17 protein-coding genes are annotated in these 15,352 nt (G+C 71.3%); 10 read left to right on the plus strand and 7 right to left on the minus strand.

Annotated features, from left to right (window positions below):
- Positions 1-114 precede the first annotated feature (114 nt).
- Entirely contained in the window at positions 115-525 is a 411-nt protein-coding gene (locus AB0H84_RS37500) for an STAS domain-containing protein (protein WP_357615355.1), read from the plus strand.
- On the opposite strand, the gene AB0H84_RS37505 is transcribed toward AB0H84_RS37500, so the two are convergent.
- The gene (locus AB0H84_RS37505; protein ID WP_357615358.1) at positions 513-1,919 is read right to left on the minus strand and encodes an NAD(P)/FAD-dependent oxidoreductase; all 1,407 of its coding nucleotides are present in this window, start codon (positions 1,917-1,919) and stop codon (positions 513-515) included. The two genes, AB0H84_RS37500 and AB0H84_RS37505, sit on opposite strands and share 13 nt — an antisense overlap.
- Positions 1,920-2,048: 129 nt before the next feature.
- Between AB0H84_RS37505 and AB0H84_RS37510 the strand changes: the two genes are divergently transcribed.
- On the plus strand, positions 2,049-3,137 hold the full coding sequence (locus tag AB0H84_RS37510) for a sialidase family protein (protein WP_357615361.1): 1,089 nt from the start codon (positions 2,049-2,051) through the stop codon (positions 3,135-3,137).
- A 19-nt stretch (positions 3,138-3,156) separates the two neighbouring features.
- Here AB0H84_RS37510 and AB0H84_RS37515 read toward each other — a convergent pair whose 3' ends face one another.
- Positions 3,157-4,683, minus strand: a complete 1,527-nt coding sequence (locus AB0H84_RS37515) for an IucA/IucC family protein (RefSeq protein ID WP_357615364.1) — start codon at positions 4,681-4,683, stop codon at positions 3,157-3,159.
- Positions 4,684-4,764: 81 nt separating this feature from the next.
- Between AB0H84_RS37515 and AB0H84_RS37520 the strand changes: the two genes are divergently transcribed.
- On the plus strand, positions 4,765-6,333 hold the full coding sequence (locus tag AB0H84_RS37520) for an IucA/IucC family C-terminal-domain containing protein (RefSeq protein ID WP_357615368.1): 1,569 nt from the start codon (positions 4,765-4,767) through the stop codon (positions 6,331-6,333).
- Here AB0H84_RS37520 and rfaE2 read toward each other — a convergent pair.
- Positions 6,305-7,720 carry a D-glycero-beta-D-manno-heptose 1-phosphate adenylyltransferase gene (gene rfaE2, locus AB0H84_RS37525; protein WP_357615371.1) on the minus strand — a complete coding sequence of 472 codons (1,416 nt, stop codon included), beginning with the start codon at positions 7,718-7,720 and terminating at the stop codon, positions 6,305-6,307. The two genes, AB0H84_RS37520 and rfaE2, sit on opposite strands and share 29 nt — an antisense overlap.
- A 158-nt stretch (positions 7,721-7,878) precedes the next feature.
- Between rfaE2 and AB0H84_RS37530 the strand changes: the two genes are divergently transcribed.
- The 5 genes from AB0H84_RS37530 (at position 7,879) to AB0H84_RS37550 (ending at position 12,120) form a co-directional block, all read left to right on the plus strand.
- Entirely contained in the window at positions 7,879-8,934 is a 1,056-nt protein-coding gene (locus AB0H84_RS37530; RefSeq protein WP_357615374.1) for a glycosyltransferase family 9 protein, read from the plus strand.
- A 61-nt stretch (positions 8,935-8,995) separates the two neighbouring features.
- Entirely contained in the window at positions 8,996-9,505 is a 510-nt protein-coding gene (locus tag AB0H84_RS37535; RefSeq protein ID WP_357615377.1) for a SigE family RNA polymerase sigma factor, read from the plus strand.
- A complete protein-coding gene (locus AB0H84_RS37540; RefSeq protein ID WP_357615379.1) occupies positions 9,502-10,725 on the plus strand; it encodes a hypothetical protein in 1,224 nt (407 codons plus the stop codon). The genes AB0H84_RS37535 and AB0H84_RS37540 overlap by 4 nt, the downstream gene beginning before the upstream one ends.
- 37 nt (positions 10,726-10,762) lie before the next feature.
- Positions 10,763-11,341 carry a helix-turn-helix domain-containing protein gene (locus tag AB0H84_RS37545; protein ID WP_357615382.1) on the plus strand — a complete coding sequence of 193 codons (579 nt, stop codon included), beginning with the start codon at positions 10,763-10,765 and terminating at the stop codon, positions 11,339-11,341.
- A gap of 20 nt (positions 11,342-11,361) precedes the next feature.
- Entirely contained in the window at positions 11,362-12,120 is a 759-nt protein-coding gene (locus AB0H84_RS37550) for an SDR family oxidoreductase (protein WP_357615385.1), read from the plus strand.
- Between the two features lie 4 nt (positions 12,121-12,124).
- Here the strand turns inward: AB0H84_RS37550 and AB0H84_RS37555 are convergent, their stop codons facing one another.
- On the minus strand, positions 12,125-12,316 hold the full coding sequence (locus AB0H84_RS37555; protein WP_357615388.1) for a hypothetical protein: 192 nt from the start codon (positions 12,314-12,316) through the stop codon (positions 12,125-12,127).
- A complete protein-coding gene (locus AB0H84_RS37560; RefSeq protein WP_357615391.1) occupies positions 12,313-12,768 on the minus strand; it encodes an ATP-binding protein in 456 nt (151 codons plus the stop codon). Before AB0H84_RS37560 ends, AB0H84_RS37555 begins: the two co-directional genes overlap by 4 nt.
- 164 nt (positions 12,769-12,932) lie before the next feature.
- Between AB0H84_RS37560 and AB0H84_RS37565 the strand changes: the two genes are divergently transcribed.
- Positions 12,933-13,727, plus strand: a complete 795-nt coding sequence (locus AB0H84_RS37565; protein WP_357615394.1) for a helix-turn-helix transcriptional regulator — start codon at positions 12,933-12,935, stop codon at positions 13,725-13,727.
- Entirely contained in the window at positions 13,714-13,938 is a 225-nt protein-coding gene (locus AB0H84_RS37570; RefSeq protein WP_357615397.1) for a DUF397 domain-containing protein, read from the plus strand. The genes AB0H84_RS37565 and AB0H84_RS37570 overlap by 14 nt, the downstream gene beginning before the upstream one ends.
- Positions 13,939-13,951: 13 nt before the next feature.
- On the opposite strand, the gene AB0H84_RS37575 is transcribed toward AB0H84_RS37570, so the two are convergent.
- Both AB0H84_RS37575 and AB0H84_RS37580 read right to left on the minus strand, forming a co-directional pair.
- Positions 13,952-14,779 carry a class I SAM-dependent methyltransferase gene (locus tag AB0H84_RS37575; RefSeq protein ID WP_357615399.1) on the minus strand — a complete coding sequence of 276 codons (828 nt, stop codon included), beginning with the start codon at positions 14,777-14,779 and terminating at the stop codon, positions 13,952-13,954.
- Between the two features lie 94 nt (positions 14,780-14,873).
- Positions 14,874-15,176 (minus strand): hypothetical protein, encoded by a 303-nt coding sequence (locus tag AB0H84_RS37580; RefSeq protein ID WP_357615402.1) that lies wholly within the window; start codon positions 15,174-15,176, stop codon positions 14,874-14,876.
- Positions 15,177-15,352: the final 176 nt, after the last annotated feature.

The raw sequence follows: 15,352 nt of genomic DNA on the forward strand, positions 1-15,352 counted from the left end.
CTCGCCGGGCCGCCGGGTAACCCTGGGGGCAGGTGAGTGTAATGCGGTCGGAAAAAACACGATTGCCGGTGATAATGCCGCTCAGCGGGAAGTTTTCCCAGTGTGAGGAGCGGCTTGCGAATCGAGACCATCCGGCACGTCCATTGCACGGTCCTGCGCGCCAGCGGCGATCTGGACCACGCGGGCCGGGTCCGGTTCAGCGCCTGCATCAACGCCGTGTGGGACTGGACGCAGGGGCCGGTCCTCGTGTTCGACCTCGCTGATCTGCACTTTTACGATTCGTCCGTCATCGGGGTGCTCGGGATGGCCATGCAGCGGATGGAGGAAGAGGGCAGCGGGCGCATCATCGTGGTGCGGCCCTCCGCCCACCTGCTGTCGGTGCTGCGGCTTACCGACCTGCTGTCGCGCGTGGAGCTGCGGGGCAGCGTGGAGGACACGGTGGCGGAGGTGACGCTGCAGGCGCGAACGGCCGCCGCCGCGGCACATGGGGTCTGGGCGGCGGCCGGCAGGTATCAGAGGCCGTAGGCCTCCAGCAGCCTCAGCCACACCTCGCTCACCGTCGGGAAGGACGGGACCGCGTGCCAGAGGCGGTCGAGCGGCACCTCGGCCGTGACCGCGATCGTGGCAGAGTGCAGCAGGTCGGAGGCTCCCGGCGCGGCGAACGTGACGCCGAGCAGCACCTTCCTCTCCTCGTCCACCACGGCCCTGGCCTGGCCGCGGTAGCCGTCGCCCATCAGGTAACCGCCGGTGACCTTCCCCATGTCGTAGTCCACCACGCGCACGCGGAACCCGTCGGCCCGGGCCGCCGCCTCGGTGCGGCCGACCGCGCAGATCTGCGGATCGGTGAAGACGACCTGCGGCGCGCCGTACCCGTCCGCCAGATCCCGCATCGCGGGCAGCTCGTCACCGCGGGCCCGCGCGGCGATCACGTCACCGCAGATCCTGGCCTGGTACTTGCCCATGTGGGTGAGGAGCGCGCGCCCGTTGACGTCGCCCACGGCGTACAGCCAGCCGTCGGAGATCGCGGTGGCCCGCATGCTGTCGTCCACCTCGACGTACTGGCCGTCGGGCAGGCCCACCGTGCTGAGCCCCACGTCGCGCGTCGCGGGCCGGCGGCCGGTCGCCACCAGCAGCTCGTCGGCCTCCAGCGGCGGCCCGTCCGGCAGGTGCACCGTCACCTTCCCGCCGCGCTCCGGGCGCTCGACCCTGACGGCCTCGACCTGGTCGCGCACCTCGATGCCGGCCTCCGCGAACGACTCGGCCAGCAGCTCGCCCGCGAACGGCTCCATCCTGGGCAGCAGCCCGCGGCCGCGTACCAGCACGGTGGTCTGGCGCGCGCCGAGCCCGTGCATGGCCTGGGCCATCTCGCAGGCGACCACGCCGCCGCCGATCACGATCAGCCGCTCGGGGATGGAGTCGGTCACGGTCACGTCATGGCTGGTCCAGGGCTCCGCCTCGGCCAGCCCCGGAGTGGGCGGTATGGCGGGTGTGCTGCCGGTGGCCAGCACGACGGCCTGCCGGGCGGTCAGCACGCGTTCGCCGCCGTCCTCGGTGGTCACGCGGACGCGCTTGGGGCCGTCGAGGCGCCCGCGCCCCCGTACGTACTCGGCCGGCACGCTCTCGATCCACCGCACCTGCCCGGAGTCGTCGAAGTGCCCGATGGCCTCGTCACGCCTGGCCAGTACGGCCGCCACGTCGACGGGCCCGAGCGACAGCCCCGGGGCGCGCCCCACCTCGCCCACCAGATCGACCGGCCGCAGCAGCGCCTTGCTCGGGACGCACGCCCAGTAGGAGCACTCGCCGCCGGCCAGCCGCTCCTCGACGATCGCCGCGGTCAGCCCGCCGCGCACGGCCCGGTCCACGACGTTCTCGCCGGCGGGACCGGCGCCGATCACAATGACGTCGAACTCGTCAGCCACCCTGCCTCCAGAAGCACTCGCCTATGAATGCACTCTTTCATGTCTGACCTGCGACCCTCTCGTCGTGCCCCGTGTCCCGTCCGTCCTGTCTTCACGCCGCGTTCACCCGGGGCCCGTACCGTGCCCCGCATGGTTGATCGTTACCCGACGTCGGTGCCGTACCGGCAGCGGACGGACGGCTATCCCACGTACCGGATCCCCGCGGCGGTGGTGACAGGGGCGGGCACGGTGCTGGCGTTCGCGGAGGGGCGGCACGCCTCGGCCGGGGACTCCGGCCACATCGACATCGTGCTCAGGCGCTCCATGGACGGCGGCAGGACATGGGGCCCGCTCCAGGTGGTCGCCACGGAGCCGCGCCGGGGCACCGCGGGCAACCCCGCGCCCGTGGCACTGGCCGACGGCCGCATCGTGCTCGTGTACGTCAGGCAGGGGCCCTCGGCCACGGAGGAGAAGATCCGGCGCGGCCAGGTGGCCCCGGCCGACGGGCGGCGGGTGTTCGTACAGGTCAGCTCGGACGACGGGGTCACGTGGGCGGCGCCCCGCGAGATCACGGGGAGCGTGAAGCGCGCCGAGTGGCGCTGGTACGCGACCGCGCCCGGCCACGCGGTCGCGCTCCGCGGCGGCCGCATCGTGGTGCCCGCCAACCACTCGCTGCCGCCCGCCGGGTCCGACAACGGGACCGAGGGCAAGTACAACGGCGGCCACGGGCTGCTGAGCGACGACGGCGGGCAGACCTGGCGCATCGGGTACGTCGACGACAACCCCGACGGATACGTCAACGTCAACGAGACCACGGCCACCGAGCTGCCGGACGGGCGCCTCTACCTCAACACCCGCACCGAGTCCGCCGCCCCCGGCACCAGGGCCGACGCCTACACGGCCGACGGCGGCCAGACCCTCCTGCTGCCCTTCCGGCCGCAGGCGGGGCTGGTGGGGCCGGTGGTGGAGGGCAGCACGCTGTGGTGCTCGTCGCCGGACGTGCTGCTGTTCTCGGGGCCGGCCGCTCCGGACGCGCGGGCGCTGATGACGGTACGCGCCAGCGACGACCTGGGGGTGACCTGGCGGGTCGCGCACACGGTGTCGGGGCTGCCGGCGGCCTACTCCGACCTGGTCCGGGTGGACGGGGACACGGTGGGCCTGCTGTTCGAGACCGGCGACTTCGGCCCGTACGAGAGCATCGCCTTCCGCCGCCTCCCCCTCGCCGAACTCGCCCCCTGATCCAACAAGCGCTGACCCGTCAGGCGGCGAGCGGGTTGGGCAGCCTGGTCCAGCTGTCACCCGGCGGCGCGCCGTCCAGGCGGCTGAGCAGGTGGGCCTTGACCGTGAGGTGCGGGCCGAACAGGGCCCGGCGGTCCTCGGCGCAGGGGAACTCCGCGGAGCGCGCGGCCGCGGCCACGACGTCCCAGAGGCGGGACTCTTCGGCCCGGTCGCCCCGGCCGAAGAGCGCGACCATGCTGCCGAACGTGGTGCCGACGAGGCCGCCGAAGAGCTTGGCGTGCAGTGTCCCTGGGTCGTCCGTGAGCAGCCTGGCGCTGACCGGCGGCACCTCGATCCCGTTGCGGGCGAGCCGGGCCGGGCTGATCCGGACGTCGGCCAGGTCGCGGTAGACCAGCCGGTGCGGCAGGCCGTCCCGGTCCAGCTCCACCAGCAGGTTCTGGCCGTGCGCCTCGAGCGCCACGCCGAGTGCCAGCAGGCCCGGTAGGTCGCTGAAGGCCAGCCGGGCGAACGCGGCCAGCCACGCCGCCGGGTCGCGGACCATGGCGGCGGTGACCGCCCCGACGGGGATGGCGGGCCCCGTCGGCTCGCGGAGCATGGCCGCCAGGTCGGGGCTGTGCTCGCCGTTCACCATGGCGGCGGCCCCGGCCAGGTAGCGGGCGATGCCCGGGCGTCCACCCTGCCGCGCGGCCAGGACGGTGAGCAGGTGCGACAGGTGGACGCAGTCGCGGACCGAGCCGGGCGAGATGTCCCTGACGCCGGACGTCATCCGGGTGCTGAAGGCGGTCTTGATGTGCGGGCCGCCGTCGAGCGGGGCGAGCGTGCGTACGGACATGAGCGGACGGGCCGGGACGGCGGCGCTGACGTGCGGGCGCAGGCCCAGGCCGGGCAGGACGTGGGCGCTCTGCCAGGGATGCACGGGCAGCAGGAGCCGGTCTCCGTCCATGAGGGAGTCCGGCCACGGGCCCGAGACCAGGCAGTCGGCCGCGGGGACCGCGAGCAGGTCCAGGTGGACGACCGGCCGGTGCTCCGGCATGTACGCCAGCTGCTCGGCCACGGAGACGCCGGGACGGCTGCGGCAGCCCGGGTGGTACGGATGGCCGTCCACCACGCTCTGCTCGTGCTCCACGGGGGTGCGGGGGGCGTGGGGAGGCTGCGCGCGGGACAGGGCCAGCGAGGCCACGCTGTTGTCCAGGTCGGCCACGAGCTGGTCCGTGCCCGGCAGGCCGAGGGCGGCCAGGAGCTCGGCCGGGTGCGTGTACGGGTGGCCGTTCAGCCAGAGCGCGGGCTCGCCCCCGAGGTCGTACGGCTCCCGCGCCCGCCCCATGAGCCTGCGCCCGTCCGCCAGCGCGATCTGGACCCGTGCTCCTGTCCAGGGCAGGGGGTCCGGGGAGGCCAGCAGGCCGGGCAGGGGCTCGTACAGGAGGCTGCGCCAGAGCCGACCCAGGACGGCGGCGCGGGCGTCCGGGAGGGCCGCCATGTACGCTGCGGACAGCTCAGGGCGCACGAGGGCCAGGTCGGCCGCGAACCCCGCCTCCGAGCGCCTCATATTTCACACCATTTCCAGATAAGAGCCCTGGTAGCTACCCTTGTGGCACCAATGGGGACAAAGGGTAGGGATAAGGTCGCCATGACCGCCACCGACGACCTTCTCCCTCTCTCCGGAGAGGCGCGAAGAGACGCCGCAGCCCTCGCCATGACGGCACTGCTCAACTGCCTCATACGCGAGGTGGCCCGTCCCGCGTGGGACGGCACGTTCCTGCTGCCCGGGACCGGACACGTCCTGCGTGCCGACGACGGGCGGTTCCCCGGCAGGCCCGCGCTCCGCACGCCGGACGGCTGGTGCCCGCTCTCGCTGGACGACCTGGTCGCGCTGGCCGCCGCCGAACTGCGCGCCGGTACGGGGGTCGCCAACGACGCGCTGCCCGCGGAGATCGCGCACAGCCGGGACGTCATGGCCGCCCTGCTGGCCGCCAGGCGGTCCGTGCCGCCCCCCGCGGACCTGTACCTGCGCTCCGAGCAGGCCCTCGTCGCGGGCCACCGCTACCATCCCGCGCCCAAGGCCCGCGGCGGCTCTGACCCCCGAGCGTGGCTCCGGTACTCGCCGGAGGCACACGCGAGCTTCGCGCTGCCGCTGTTCGGCGTGCCCGCGGAGCAGCTGGTGGAGGAGGGGGACGCGAGCGCGCTCGACCGGCTGGGCTCGCCCCCGGGCGACGGCCTGGCCCTGCTGCCCGCGCATCCCTGGCAGGTGGAGCTGCTGGGCGGCCCCCCGCTGCGCCGCCTGGGCGTCACGCCGGCCGTGGCGTGGCCGACCTCGTCGATCCGCACGGTGTACCTGCCGGACCCGGACCTGTTCTGCAAGTTCAGTCTGGACGTACGGATCACGAACGACGTCCGCCGGCTCTGGCTGCACGACCTGAAGAAGCTGGCCGCGATCGCCGACCTCGTGGGGCACGCGTTCGACGACCTTCCGGAGCACGTGCCCCGGCCCGCCGTGCTGCGCGACCGTGGCTACCGCAGCGCGGAGCTGAGCAGGGACGGCGGCGAGGCGCTGGCGGTCATCGTCCGCGACGGCCTGCGCGAGCACCTGCGCCCGGGGCTGACGCCGCTGCTGGCTGCGGGGATCAGCGAGGGCTTCCCCGGCAACCCGATCGACGGGCTGAGCGAGGACCAGACGCTCGCGTGGTGGGAGCGCTACCTCGACCACGTGGTGCCCCCGGTCCTGCACGCCTACTTCCGCCACGGGATCGTGCTCGAATGCCACCTGCAGAACGTGCTGATCGCGGTGGACGGGCACGGCAGCCCCGCGCAGGCGGTCTTCCGCGATCACGAGGGCGTCAAGGTGCTCGCGGACCGGCATCCGCCGCTGCCGGGCATGGACGGCTCGCGGGCGTGGGAGCGGCTGGTGTACTGCCTGGTGACCAACAACCTCTGCGAGATCGCCGGGGCGCTCGCGGAGCGCCGTCCGGGAGTGCGGGAGGAGCTGTGGGCGCGGGCCAGGCAGGCGTTCTCGGCGTGCGCCGAGGACTACGGCGATCCGGACGAGCTGCGTGACCTGCTGTCCGCCGCGCACATTCCCGCCAAGGCCAACCTCCTGCTGCGCTGGCTGGACGCGCCGGGCGGGGACATGCGGTGCGTGCCCGTGCCGAACCCGCTGGTCCTCGGCCGGCTCAGGGAAGCGAGCGCATGCGGCCGATGATGGCCGTGGTCGAGTGGTCGGACAGGTACCCGAGCACCCGCACCTCGCCGCCCAGCGAGCGGACCAGCGGCGCCTCGGGCAGCATCTCCGCGGTGTAGTCGCCGCCCTTCACGTAGAGCTCGGGGCGGATCATCCTGAGCAGCCGTTCGGGCGTGTCCTCGTCGAACTCCGTCACGTAGTCCACGTCGTTCAGCGCCGCCAGCACGGACATGCGGTCCTCGCACGGGTTGAGCGGGCGGCCAGGACCTTTCAGCCTGGCCACGCCGGCGTCGCTGTTGACCGCCACCACCAGCACGTCGCCGAGCCGGCCCGCCTGCTCCAGGTACATCACGTGTCCGCGGTGCAGCACGTCGAAGCAGCCGTTGGTGAAGACCACCCGCTCGCCCCTGCGCCGGTGCCCGTCCAGGAGCTGGGCCAGGCGCTCGGCCGGCTGCACGGCGCCCTCGTGGCTGCGCAGGGCGCGCAGCAGCTCGTACCGGGTGCAGACGGCCGTCCCCGGGCGGCGTACGACCACGCCGGCCGCCGCCTGGCCCGCCTCGGCGGCCTCCTCCGGCGACGCGCCGCCGGCCAGCCAGAGCGCGAACGCGGCCGTGTAGGTGTCGCCCGCGCCCGTGGCCATGTGCTGGGGCGCGGGCCGGGCGTAGGTGCGGTACGGCGGGCGGCCGCGCCTGTGCAGCAGCGTGCCCTCGCCGTCCAGCGTGGTCACCACGATCCCGGCGCGGGTCAGCTCCATGAGCCGGCCGGAGCGGGCCGTCAGGTACGCCAGGCGGTCGGCCGGCTCGCCGGTGTCGCCCAGCAGGCGTACGACCTCCGCGTAGTTCGGCAGCACGGCGGCGGGCGCGCATTCGCCCCACGGCGCCACCGCGTGCGCGTCCACCACGAGCAGCGGGGAGCCGGCGAGCGCCCGGCGTACGGCCGGGGTGAACACGCCACCGCCGTAGTCGCACGCGACCACCACGTCGGCGCCGCGCACGGCCTCGCCGAGCCGGCCGAGCAGCTCACGTTCGGCCTGCTCGGAGAGGACGTCGAGGTCCTCCTCGTCGTAGCGGGCGGTGAGCTGGCCGCCGCTGACCAGCCGCCGCTTGTGCGCGGTACGCCGGCCCGGCACGGTCACCAGGTCCGTCTCGACGCCCAGCAGGTGGAGCGACTGCACGAGCTTGTCCCCGCAGGCGTCGTCGCCCACGGCGCCCAGGAGCCGTACGCGGGCGCCGAGCGCCACGAGGTTGGCGGCGGTGTTGGCGGCCCCGCCGGGGGCCTCCTCGGTGGCCTCCAGGCTCATCACGGGCACGGGAGCCTCCTGCGCCAGGCGCTTGGCCGAGCAGCGCAGCCAGGAGTCGAGCATGACGTCGCCGACGACCACGGCGCTGATGGTCCTGTCAGTGGCCATGAGGAGCGAATACCTGAGAAAGCGCAGCTCAAACCCGGTTTGCTCGCAACCGCCCGCCCCTGCGGAGGTTCGCGGCTCCGCGCCGCGACCCGTCCAGGGCGCCCCGACCGAAGTGCGGCGGGTTAAACCTGTGAGCCCGCCGGGTAGCACGGGCGGCTATGCGAGGCACATCCGGTCTGATCGAAGAGGTCGAACGGATCGCCGTGCTGCGCGCCAACGCGCTCGGCGACTTCCTGCTCGCCGTCCCCGCCCTGAAGGCGCTCAAACACGCCTATCCGGGGGCGAGCCTGACGCTGCTCGGCACCCCGTGGCACGCCGAGTTCCTCGAGGGCCGCCCGGGGCCGGTGGACGACGTGGTGGCGCTGCCCCCGATCTCGGGCGTGTCGACACAGGCCAGTGGGTGGGCGGTGCCGGAGGAGCTGTGCGAGCGGCTGCGGGCGCGCCGGTTCGACCTGGCGGTGCAGATCCACGGCGGCGGCCGCCACTCCAACCCGTTCATCCGCCGGCTGGGCGCCAGGGTGACCGCCGGGATGCGGGCCCCCGGGGCGGAGAGCCTGGACCGTTGGGTGCCGTACACGGACTACCACCACGAGACCCTGCGCTTCCTCCAGGTCACCGCGCTGGTCGGAGCGGTGACGGGTGACCTGGAGGCGCGGGTGGCCGTGACCGGAGCCGACCGGGCGGAGCTCGCCGAGGCGCTCGGCGAGCCGCCGCGCGGGCTGGTGGCCGTGCACCCGGGCGCGAAAGACCCGCGGCGGCGCTGGCCGGTGGAGCGCTTCGCCGAGGTGGCCGACAGGACCGGCCGCCCCATCGCCGTAACGGGCACTCCGGAGGAGAAGGACCTCGTCATGGGCGTGGTCGGCGCGATGCGCCGGCCCGCGATCCCGGTCGTGGGCGCGCTCGGCATCGGCGGCCTGGCCGCGCTCTACGAGCGCTGCGACCTGGTGATCGCCAACGACACGGGCCCGCGTCACCTGGCCGCCGCCGTCGGCACGCCCACGGTGGCCGTCTACTGGTGCGGCAACCTGATCAACTACGGGCCGCTCAGCAGGGTCCGGCACCGGCCGCTGATCTCCTGGACCACGGCCTGCCCGGTCTGCGGCGCCGACGGCATGGACCCGCGTGCCGAGCGCTGCCCGCACGACCTGCCGTGGGTGACCGACGTGTCGGTGGAGAGCGTGATGGAGCAGGTTCGCGATCTCCTGGACGACTGACGCATAGCGGGGGGCGAACGCGGGCGTCTGAGAGGGTGATGTCAATCCCCTGGAGGTGACCGTGGACGCCGCGGACGAGCAACGTTTCCGCGAGTTCGTCTCTGCGCGCTCTCCCGCCCTGATGCGGCTCGGCTTCCTGCTCACAGGTGGTGACCAGCACGCGGCCGAGGACCTGGTGCAGACCGCGCTGGCGAAGCTGGCGAGCAGGTGGCGGCGGGTGGAGACGCCCGAGGCGTACGCCAAGCAGATCATGTACCGCCAGCAGATCAGCTGGTGGCGGGCGAGCACGCGGCGCGGCGAAGTGGTGCAGGCGACGCCGCCCGAACTGGCGGACCGGGACGCCAACCACCAGAGCGAGCTGCGCATGGTGCTGCGGACGGCGCTGGCCAGGCTCACCGCGCGGCAGCGCGCGGTGGTGGTGCTGAGGTATTTCGAGGATCTGCCCGAGCAGGAGGTCGCACGGGCGCTGGGCTGCTCCGTCGGCACGGTCAGGAGCACGGCGCACAGGTCGCTGGCCCGCCTGCGCGAGATCGCCCCCGAGCTGGCCCAGGAACTGGAGGTGGCCAAATGACCAGGTTGCTCCGCGACACGCTGCATGAATGGGCCGACGAGACCAGGGTGCCTCACGACCTGGCCGACCGGGCGCTGCGGAGGCGCGCCTGGAAGCCCGTCGGCATGGTGGTGCTGGCCGTGGGGCTGGTGGCGGCGATCGCCGTGTCGGCCGTGGGCCTGCGCGGCGCTCAGCCGGCCGCGCACGACCCTCAGGCCGCCATGCACGCGGCCACCGGCGTCATGCTTCCCCCTCGCCCGTCACCTGCGCCGACCGACGTGCGGACCGACACGGAGAACAGCCCGCCGACCAAGCTGATCGCCGCGGGGCGCATGGCCGTGTCCGCCTACTACACCGATAGGCGTGAGCAGCTCTCGGACAACGAGCAGCGGATCAGGCGCACCTGGTCGCTGTACGACCCGCGGACCGACGGCTACGAGGAGACCCAGTGGGCGTGGGTGGACGTGGCTCCGGGGCTGCAAGTCGCGGCCGTGCTGGAAGGGGACCTGATCAGCAAGCGGCTGGGCATCCTCGACATGAACACCCGGCAGATCCTGAAGTGGATCGACCTGGAGCACCCGGTCGGGTCGGTCGCGTGGTCTCCCGACGGCACCAAGGTCCTGGCCACCGCCTACTCCAGCTACCCCGACATCCTGGAGGGCAAGGGTAGCCAAGCGGCCTCCCGGCCCGGGACCAGCCCGCGTACCGGCTACTACATCGTGGACGTCGAGGCGGGCACGGCCGACTACCACGAGCTGCCGCCGATGACCGACCAGATGAGCCCCGACCAGAAGATCTTCAACATGAACGGCCGTCAGGATCTCGGCTGGAGCCTGGACGGCACCATGCTCTGGGCGCCCACGGCCACCACGCCGGACCGGGTCTTCTACACCCTCGACGGCGAGCAGCGCGAAGCGCCCGAAGGGGACCGGTACGTGGATTACTCCCGCATCTCGGCGACCTCGCCGAACGGCCGCCTGGTCCTCGGCCCCGACGGGTTGCCGACCAAGGTCACCGATGCCGCGACCGGCCAGGTCGTCGGGCAGCAGCGGGTGCTCCAGCTGCAGGCGTGGGCGGACGACGACAACATCATCGCGCTGGGCTGCGCCGGGGCGTGCAAGAGCGAGTTCAACAACGGGCTGGTCCTGGTGAGCGTGGACGGGAAGCGGATGACCCAGCTCGGCACCAACCGTGACTCCAACAAGGACGGTGCCTGGCGATGGGTGCTGACGCCCCGGTAACTGGACCGATCGTTCTCGAATGTGTTAGCTTGCCGCCGTGGCGAGAAGCAAGGAGTTCGATCCCGAGGTCGCGTTGCAGAAGGCGCTGGAGCTGTTCTGGGAGCGCGGGTACGAGGCGACGTCGATGGCGGACCTCGTGGAGCACCTCGGGATCGCCCGGGCGAGCATCTACGCGACCTTCGGCGGCAAGCACGAGCTCTACCTGAAGGCGCTCGAGCGTTACCTCGGGCAGCGCGACATCGTGGGGCCGCTGGCCCAGCCGGGGCCGGCGGTGCCCGCGATCAGGGCGTTCCTCGACTCGTACGTGGCCGAGTGCCTGGCCGACGAGGCGCGGCGGGGCTGCATGGTGGTGAACTCGGCGGTCGAGTTCGCCTCGCGTGACGCCGCCGTGGCCGCGAAGGTGGCGGCGAGCTGGGCCGGGCTGGAGACGGCGCTCGCCGCCGCCCTCGTCAGGGCGCGCGCCCAGGGGGAGATCCCGCCGGGGAAGGACCCGTACGCGCTCGCCCGGTTCCTGCTCGTGCTCCTTCAGGGTCTCAGGGTGCTCGGCAGGGCCGATCCGGACCCGCGCCGGCTGCGTGACGCGGTCGAGCAGGCCATGGTTGCCGTGCAAATTTGAGAACGATTGGTATGGAATAGATGAGCCGTTTTGAAGGCAAGGTCGCTCTGGTCACTGGTGCGACCGGCGTCCTGGGGCGTGCCGCCGCGCTGGCGTACGCGCGCGAGGGCGCGGCGGTGCTGGCCGCCGGGCGCGACGCCGCAAAGCTCGCCGAGGTCGTGAAGGTGATCGAGGAGGAGGGCGGCCGGGCGAGCGCGTTCGGCGTGGACGTCACCAACTCGGCCGAGGTCGCCGCCATGGTCGAAGCGGCGCTCTCCCGGTACGGCGGGCTGCACGTCGCGCTCAACGCGGCCGGGATCTTCGGCACGCTGGCGCCGCTGGCCGACTACGACGAGGACACCTGGGACCAGGTGCTCGCGGTGAACCTCAAGGGCGTCTTCCTGTCGATGAAGCACGAGATCGCGCACATGCGCGCGCACGGCGGGGGTGTCATCGTCAACGTCTCCTCCAACCTCGGCGCGCACTGGCGGCTGCCGGGGGCGGCCGCGTACGCCGCCTCGAAGGCCGGGGTGAGCTTCCTGACCCGCACGGCGGCCCGCGACCACATCGCGGACGGGGTGCGGATCAACGCCGTCAGCCCCGGCCCGATCGACTCGCCCATGTCGACGCGCCCCGGCGAGACCCGGGAGCAGCGGGACGAGCGCATGAAGCGCGCGCTGCCGATCGGCCGGGTCGCCACGCCGGAGGAGGTCGCCGCCGGGGTGCTCTGGCTGTCGTCGCCAGAGTCGAGTTTCGTCGTGGGCCAGGACCACGTGATCGACGGCGGTGCCACGGCCTGACCGGTCATCCTGCCCGAGCGCCGGCCCTGCCGCGAGTTTCCTCCTCCAGATGGTCGAACAACTCCGGCAGGGTCGCGCCGCACCGTACGTTGGACAGCGGGCTGTGCTCGGGCACCAGAACGGTGCGGATGGCGATGTAGCCGCCTCCGGCACCTTCGATGATCTCCCAGCCTGGAAACCTCCTGATCGTTGTCAAGGCATGCCTGCTGCGATGTCGGCCCACACGACGCGATGGCCATGCTTGATGATGTGCGTCCCACATCGGGAGCTCAGTAGGGCCACGATGCCAAGGCCGCGGCCGGACTCCTCCATGAGACCCACCTGAAGAGAGGTGAAACATGGTTCCGGCTCCGGAGTGCCAGGGTCGATCACTTCCAGGCGGACAAGGCCGTCGCCGAGGCCGAGCCGGACCTTGACCCAGTCGCGTCGCCTGCCGCCCGGGACGTGCTGGAGGACGTTGGCGACCAGTTCGGAGACGATCTGGAGCGCGTCGGAGCGGACCGATGGATCATGGTCGGTGAGCCATAGTCCGGTTGCCTGCCGCGCCTGCCACGACGTCTTGTCGTTTCGGCGCAGCGTCGTACTGCGCCATAGGACGACATCTGGCAGCTCCGTTGGTGTGGTTTCTGTACGCACAAAATCACCCACCTTGCTCTGTTATGCCGCCATTTGCCTCGGACAGAGAGTCGAGCAAAGTGTCCGGAAGCACTCCCCAGAGTGCTGCCTGCTCGGTATTTTGTAATCGGCACGTCACAGTCCGTTTCCAGACAGACGTGCTGACGCTTGTCCGGGTCCTGCGAAAGGGCATTGGCATGACGACAGAGGTGTACGGCGAGGTACTGAAGAAGGCGCGTAACAGAGCAGGTCTTTCTCAAACGGCCCTGGGAGAGCTGCTCTCATGCAGCGAGAGCCTGGTCGGCCTGATCGAGCGCGGTAAGCGGAGGCCGAGCAAGAAGTTCACCCTGGCGGCCGAAGCGGTGCTCGGCCTGAACGGGGAGCTCTTCGGGCTCCTGCCCAATACGACGGTCATGTCCACTCCGAAGTGGTTCAGCGAGTGGCCGAAGGTGGAGGAGAAGGCGCACACCATACGAACGTGGCAACCGCTCGTGGTCCCGGGACTTCTCCAGACGGCTCGCTACGCACGGGCCATGCTCTCGGCCGCACCGAGGGCCACCGAGCAGTGGGTCGAAGCAGCCGTCGAAACGCGGCTCCGGCGACAGGCCGTGTTCGAGCGCGAGAATCCACCCATGTACTGGGCTCTGATCGACGAATGCGTGCTCCTTCGGCCGGTTGGCGGAAAGGAGGTGATGCGCGAGCAGCTGGGGCATTTGCTAAAGATGGCCGAGCGGCCCAATGTCTCGTTCCAGATCGTGCCACTGGAAGTGGGCGCCACGGCAGGTGTGCTCGGAGGCTTCGCCCTCGCCCAGGGTGACGACATGCAAGATCACGTCTACCTCGAAGATGTCGTGCAGGGTGCCGTATCCGCTCGCGAGGAGACGGTAAGGCCGGTTAACGTCATATATGACGCAATTCACACATGGGCACATCCCATACACGTGAGCCAGCAGCTAGTACGTGAGGTGGCGGCAAGGTATGAAGATCAGTGACGAGTTGCGCGCCGAGTTGGATGCCGCGCAGTGGGCGAAGTCCACGCTCTCCGGCCCGAACGGAGGAGACTGCCTCTACGCGGCCAAGCTGAGCGGCGACCGGTACGCGATCAGGGATTCCGAGCAGCCCGACGTCCCGCCGATGATCGTACGCGGAGGCGTCTTCCGCGCCTTCGTGGGCGGTGCGAAACTCGGCGAATTCGACTTCTGACCAGCCGTCGCAGTCACCCGTGCCCTCGGATGCCCTCGCCTTCCGAGGATGCCGGAAAGTACTGCCAGACGAATTCCAGCCACGGCGGGGCCACCCCCGTGAAGTGCGCCCAGCTGCCCGGTTCCGCACCCGGATAGTCACCTCGGACCTCAGAAAGGAGCCTCAGCGTGAAGCCTTCCTGGATCAGGCTGTTGACGATCCGGCTCAGCGTCTGCCGGTACTCCATGGGTTCGCGGATGTGGCGCCCGGCCGGCTCGCGGTCGTAGACCCAGTCCTGGTCGGGATAGCTGGTCGCGGCCTCGTCCGTGTAGGGGTGCTTCAGCGTGTACCCCTCCCCGTTCCACGAGTGGTGAGTGAGCCCGGAGAAGAACGGGTTGGCGCACATCAGGTAGTAGTAGCCGCCTTCGTCGACGACTCTCGCGACCTCGCGGAAAACGATCCGGGAGTCCGGAACGAAGGTCAGCGAGTACGGATGCCAGACCAGATCGAACGAGGAGTCGTCAAGGGCCGACAGGTCCCGCATGTCTCCCTGGACCGTGCGGATGCCGACGCCGTAGTGCTCAGCGGCCAAGCGGTCCCGCTCCAGCTGCCCGGACGAGATGTCGAGAACCGTCACGTCGGCTCCGAGCAGAGCGAAGGCCGCAGACTGCTGCCCGCCTCCTCCGGCCAGGCAGAGCACCTTCCGGCCCGCCAGGTCACCGGGGATGCCCAGCCTCTCCAGGCCCAGATATGCCTGGGCCTTCTCCGCGTCCAGGTCGAGCATAGGACGGGTGAACAACGCCTCCGCCTCTACAAGGGCTTCCCAGCGTTCCTCGTTGTAGTGGTAGACCTCGTCCTGCATGGCGGACAACCTAGCTGTCGTCCAACGGCCGGGACAAACCATATTCGGTCGGGCCTTAACTCCTCCACCAGTCCACCCGCCATTAACTGCCACTTCAGGATGAAAAAGCAGGCGCGGAGCCGCCCGTGGCCGGTGTGTTCAGCTGCGCGCTCGTCCGGCCGGTGAGCTCCTCGAGGGAGACGCTGTGTCGCGACCCGTCCTGGAGGATTGTCGTGACGCCCTTGACGCCGCCACGACGTGAGGCGTTCTCGCGCTTCTCCGTCGTCGGCGCGTCCGGCCACCAGGCCGCGAAGACGTCGCGCGCCGCCCCGCCCGCGAGTGCCGCGCCACCCAGGGGATAGCCATGCCAGGTGTTCAGGCTCCAGCCGTCGTCCGCCTGACCCGAGAGCACGGTCATACCCGTGTTGCCCACAGCATGCCGCCATAAGGGACGAACTCTATGATCAGGTTCGTCCTGATCATAGAGATTCGGAGAAGGTGTCAATCTCATGCGCCGCGCCATGGTCCTTCTGGGGGGCGTTGCTCTCGCTGTCGGCGCGTTCACCCTCTTCTACCGGGGCCCGGGACAACCGT

Source organism: Nonomuraea sp. NPDC050786, assembly GCF_040654115.1.
Lineage (GTDB): Bacteria > Actinomycetota > Actinomycetes > Streptosporangiales > Streptosporangiaceae > Nonomuraea.

Excerpts from the sequence above, each read along its gene's own strand:
- AB0H84_RS37530 (WP_357615374.1), top strand. The coding sequence starts at position 7,879 with ATGCGAGGCACATCCGGTCTGATCGAAGAGGTCGAACGGATCGCCGTG.
- AB0H84_RS37580 (WP_357615402.1), bottom strand. The coding sequence starts at position 15,176 with ATGACCGTGCTCTCGGGTCAGGCGGACGACGGCTGGAGCCTGAACACC.
- AB0H84_RS37515 (WP_357615364.1), bottom strand. The coding sequence starts at position 4,683 with ATGAGGCGCTCGGAGGCGGGGTTCGCGGCCGACCTGGCCCTCGTGCGC.
- AB0H84_RS37510 (WP_357615361.1), top strand. The coding sequence starts at position 2,049 with ATGGTTGATCGTTACCCGACGTCGGTGCCGTACCGGCAGCGGACGGAC.
- rfaE2 (WP_357615371.1), bottom strand. The coding sequence starts at position 7,720 with ATGGCCACTGACAGGACCATCAGCGCCGTGGTCGTCGGCGACGTCATG.
- AB0H84_RS37565 (WP_357615394.1), top strand. The coding sequence starts at position 12,933 with ATGACGACAGAGGTGTACGGCGAGGTACTGAAGAAGGCGCGTAACAGA.
- AB0H84_RS37550 (WP_357615385.1), top strand. The coding sequence starts at position 11,362 with ATGAGCCGTTTTGAAGGCAAGGTCGCTCTGGTCACTGGTGCGACCGGC.
- AB0H84_RS37575 (WP_357615399.1), bottom strand. The coding sequence starts at position 14,779 with ATGCAGGACGAGGTCTACCACTACAACGAGGAACGCTGGGAAGCCCTT.
- AB0H84_RS37540 (WP_357615379.1), top strand. The coding sequence starts at position 9,502 with ATGACCAGGTTGCTCCGCGACACGCTGCATGAATGGGCCGACGAGACC.
- AB0H84_RS37520 (WP_357615368.1), top strand. The coding sequence starts at position 4,765 with ATGACCGCCACCGACGACCTTCTCCCTCTCTCCGGAGAGGCGCGAAGA.
- AB0H84_RS37570 (WP_357615397.1), top strand. The coding sequence starts at position 13,714 with ATGAAGATCAGTGACGAGTTGCGCGCCGAGTTGGATGCCGCGCAGTGG.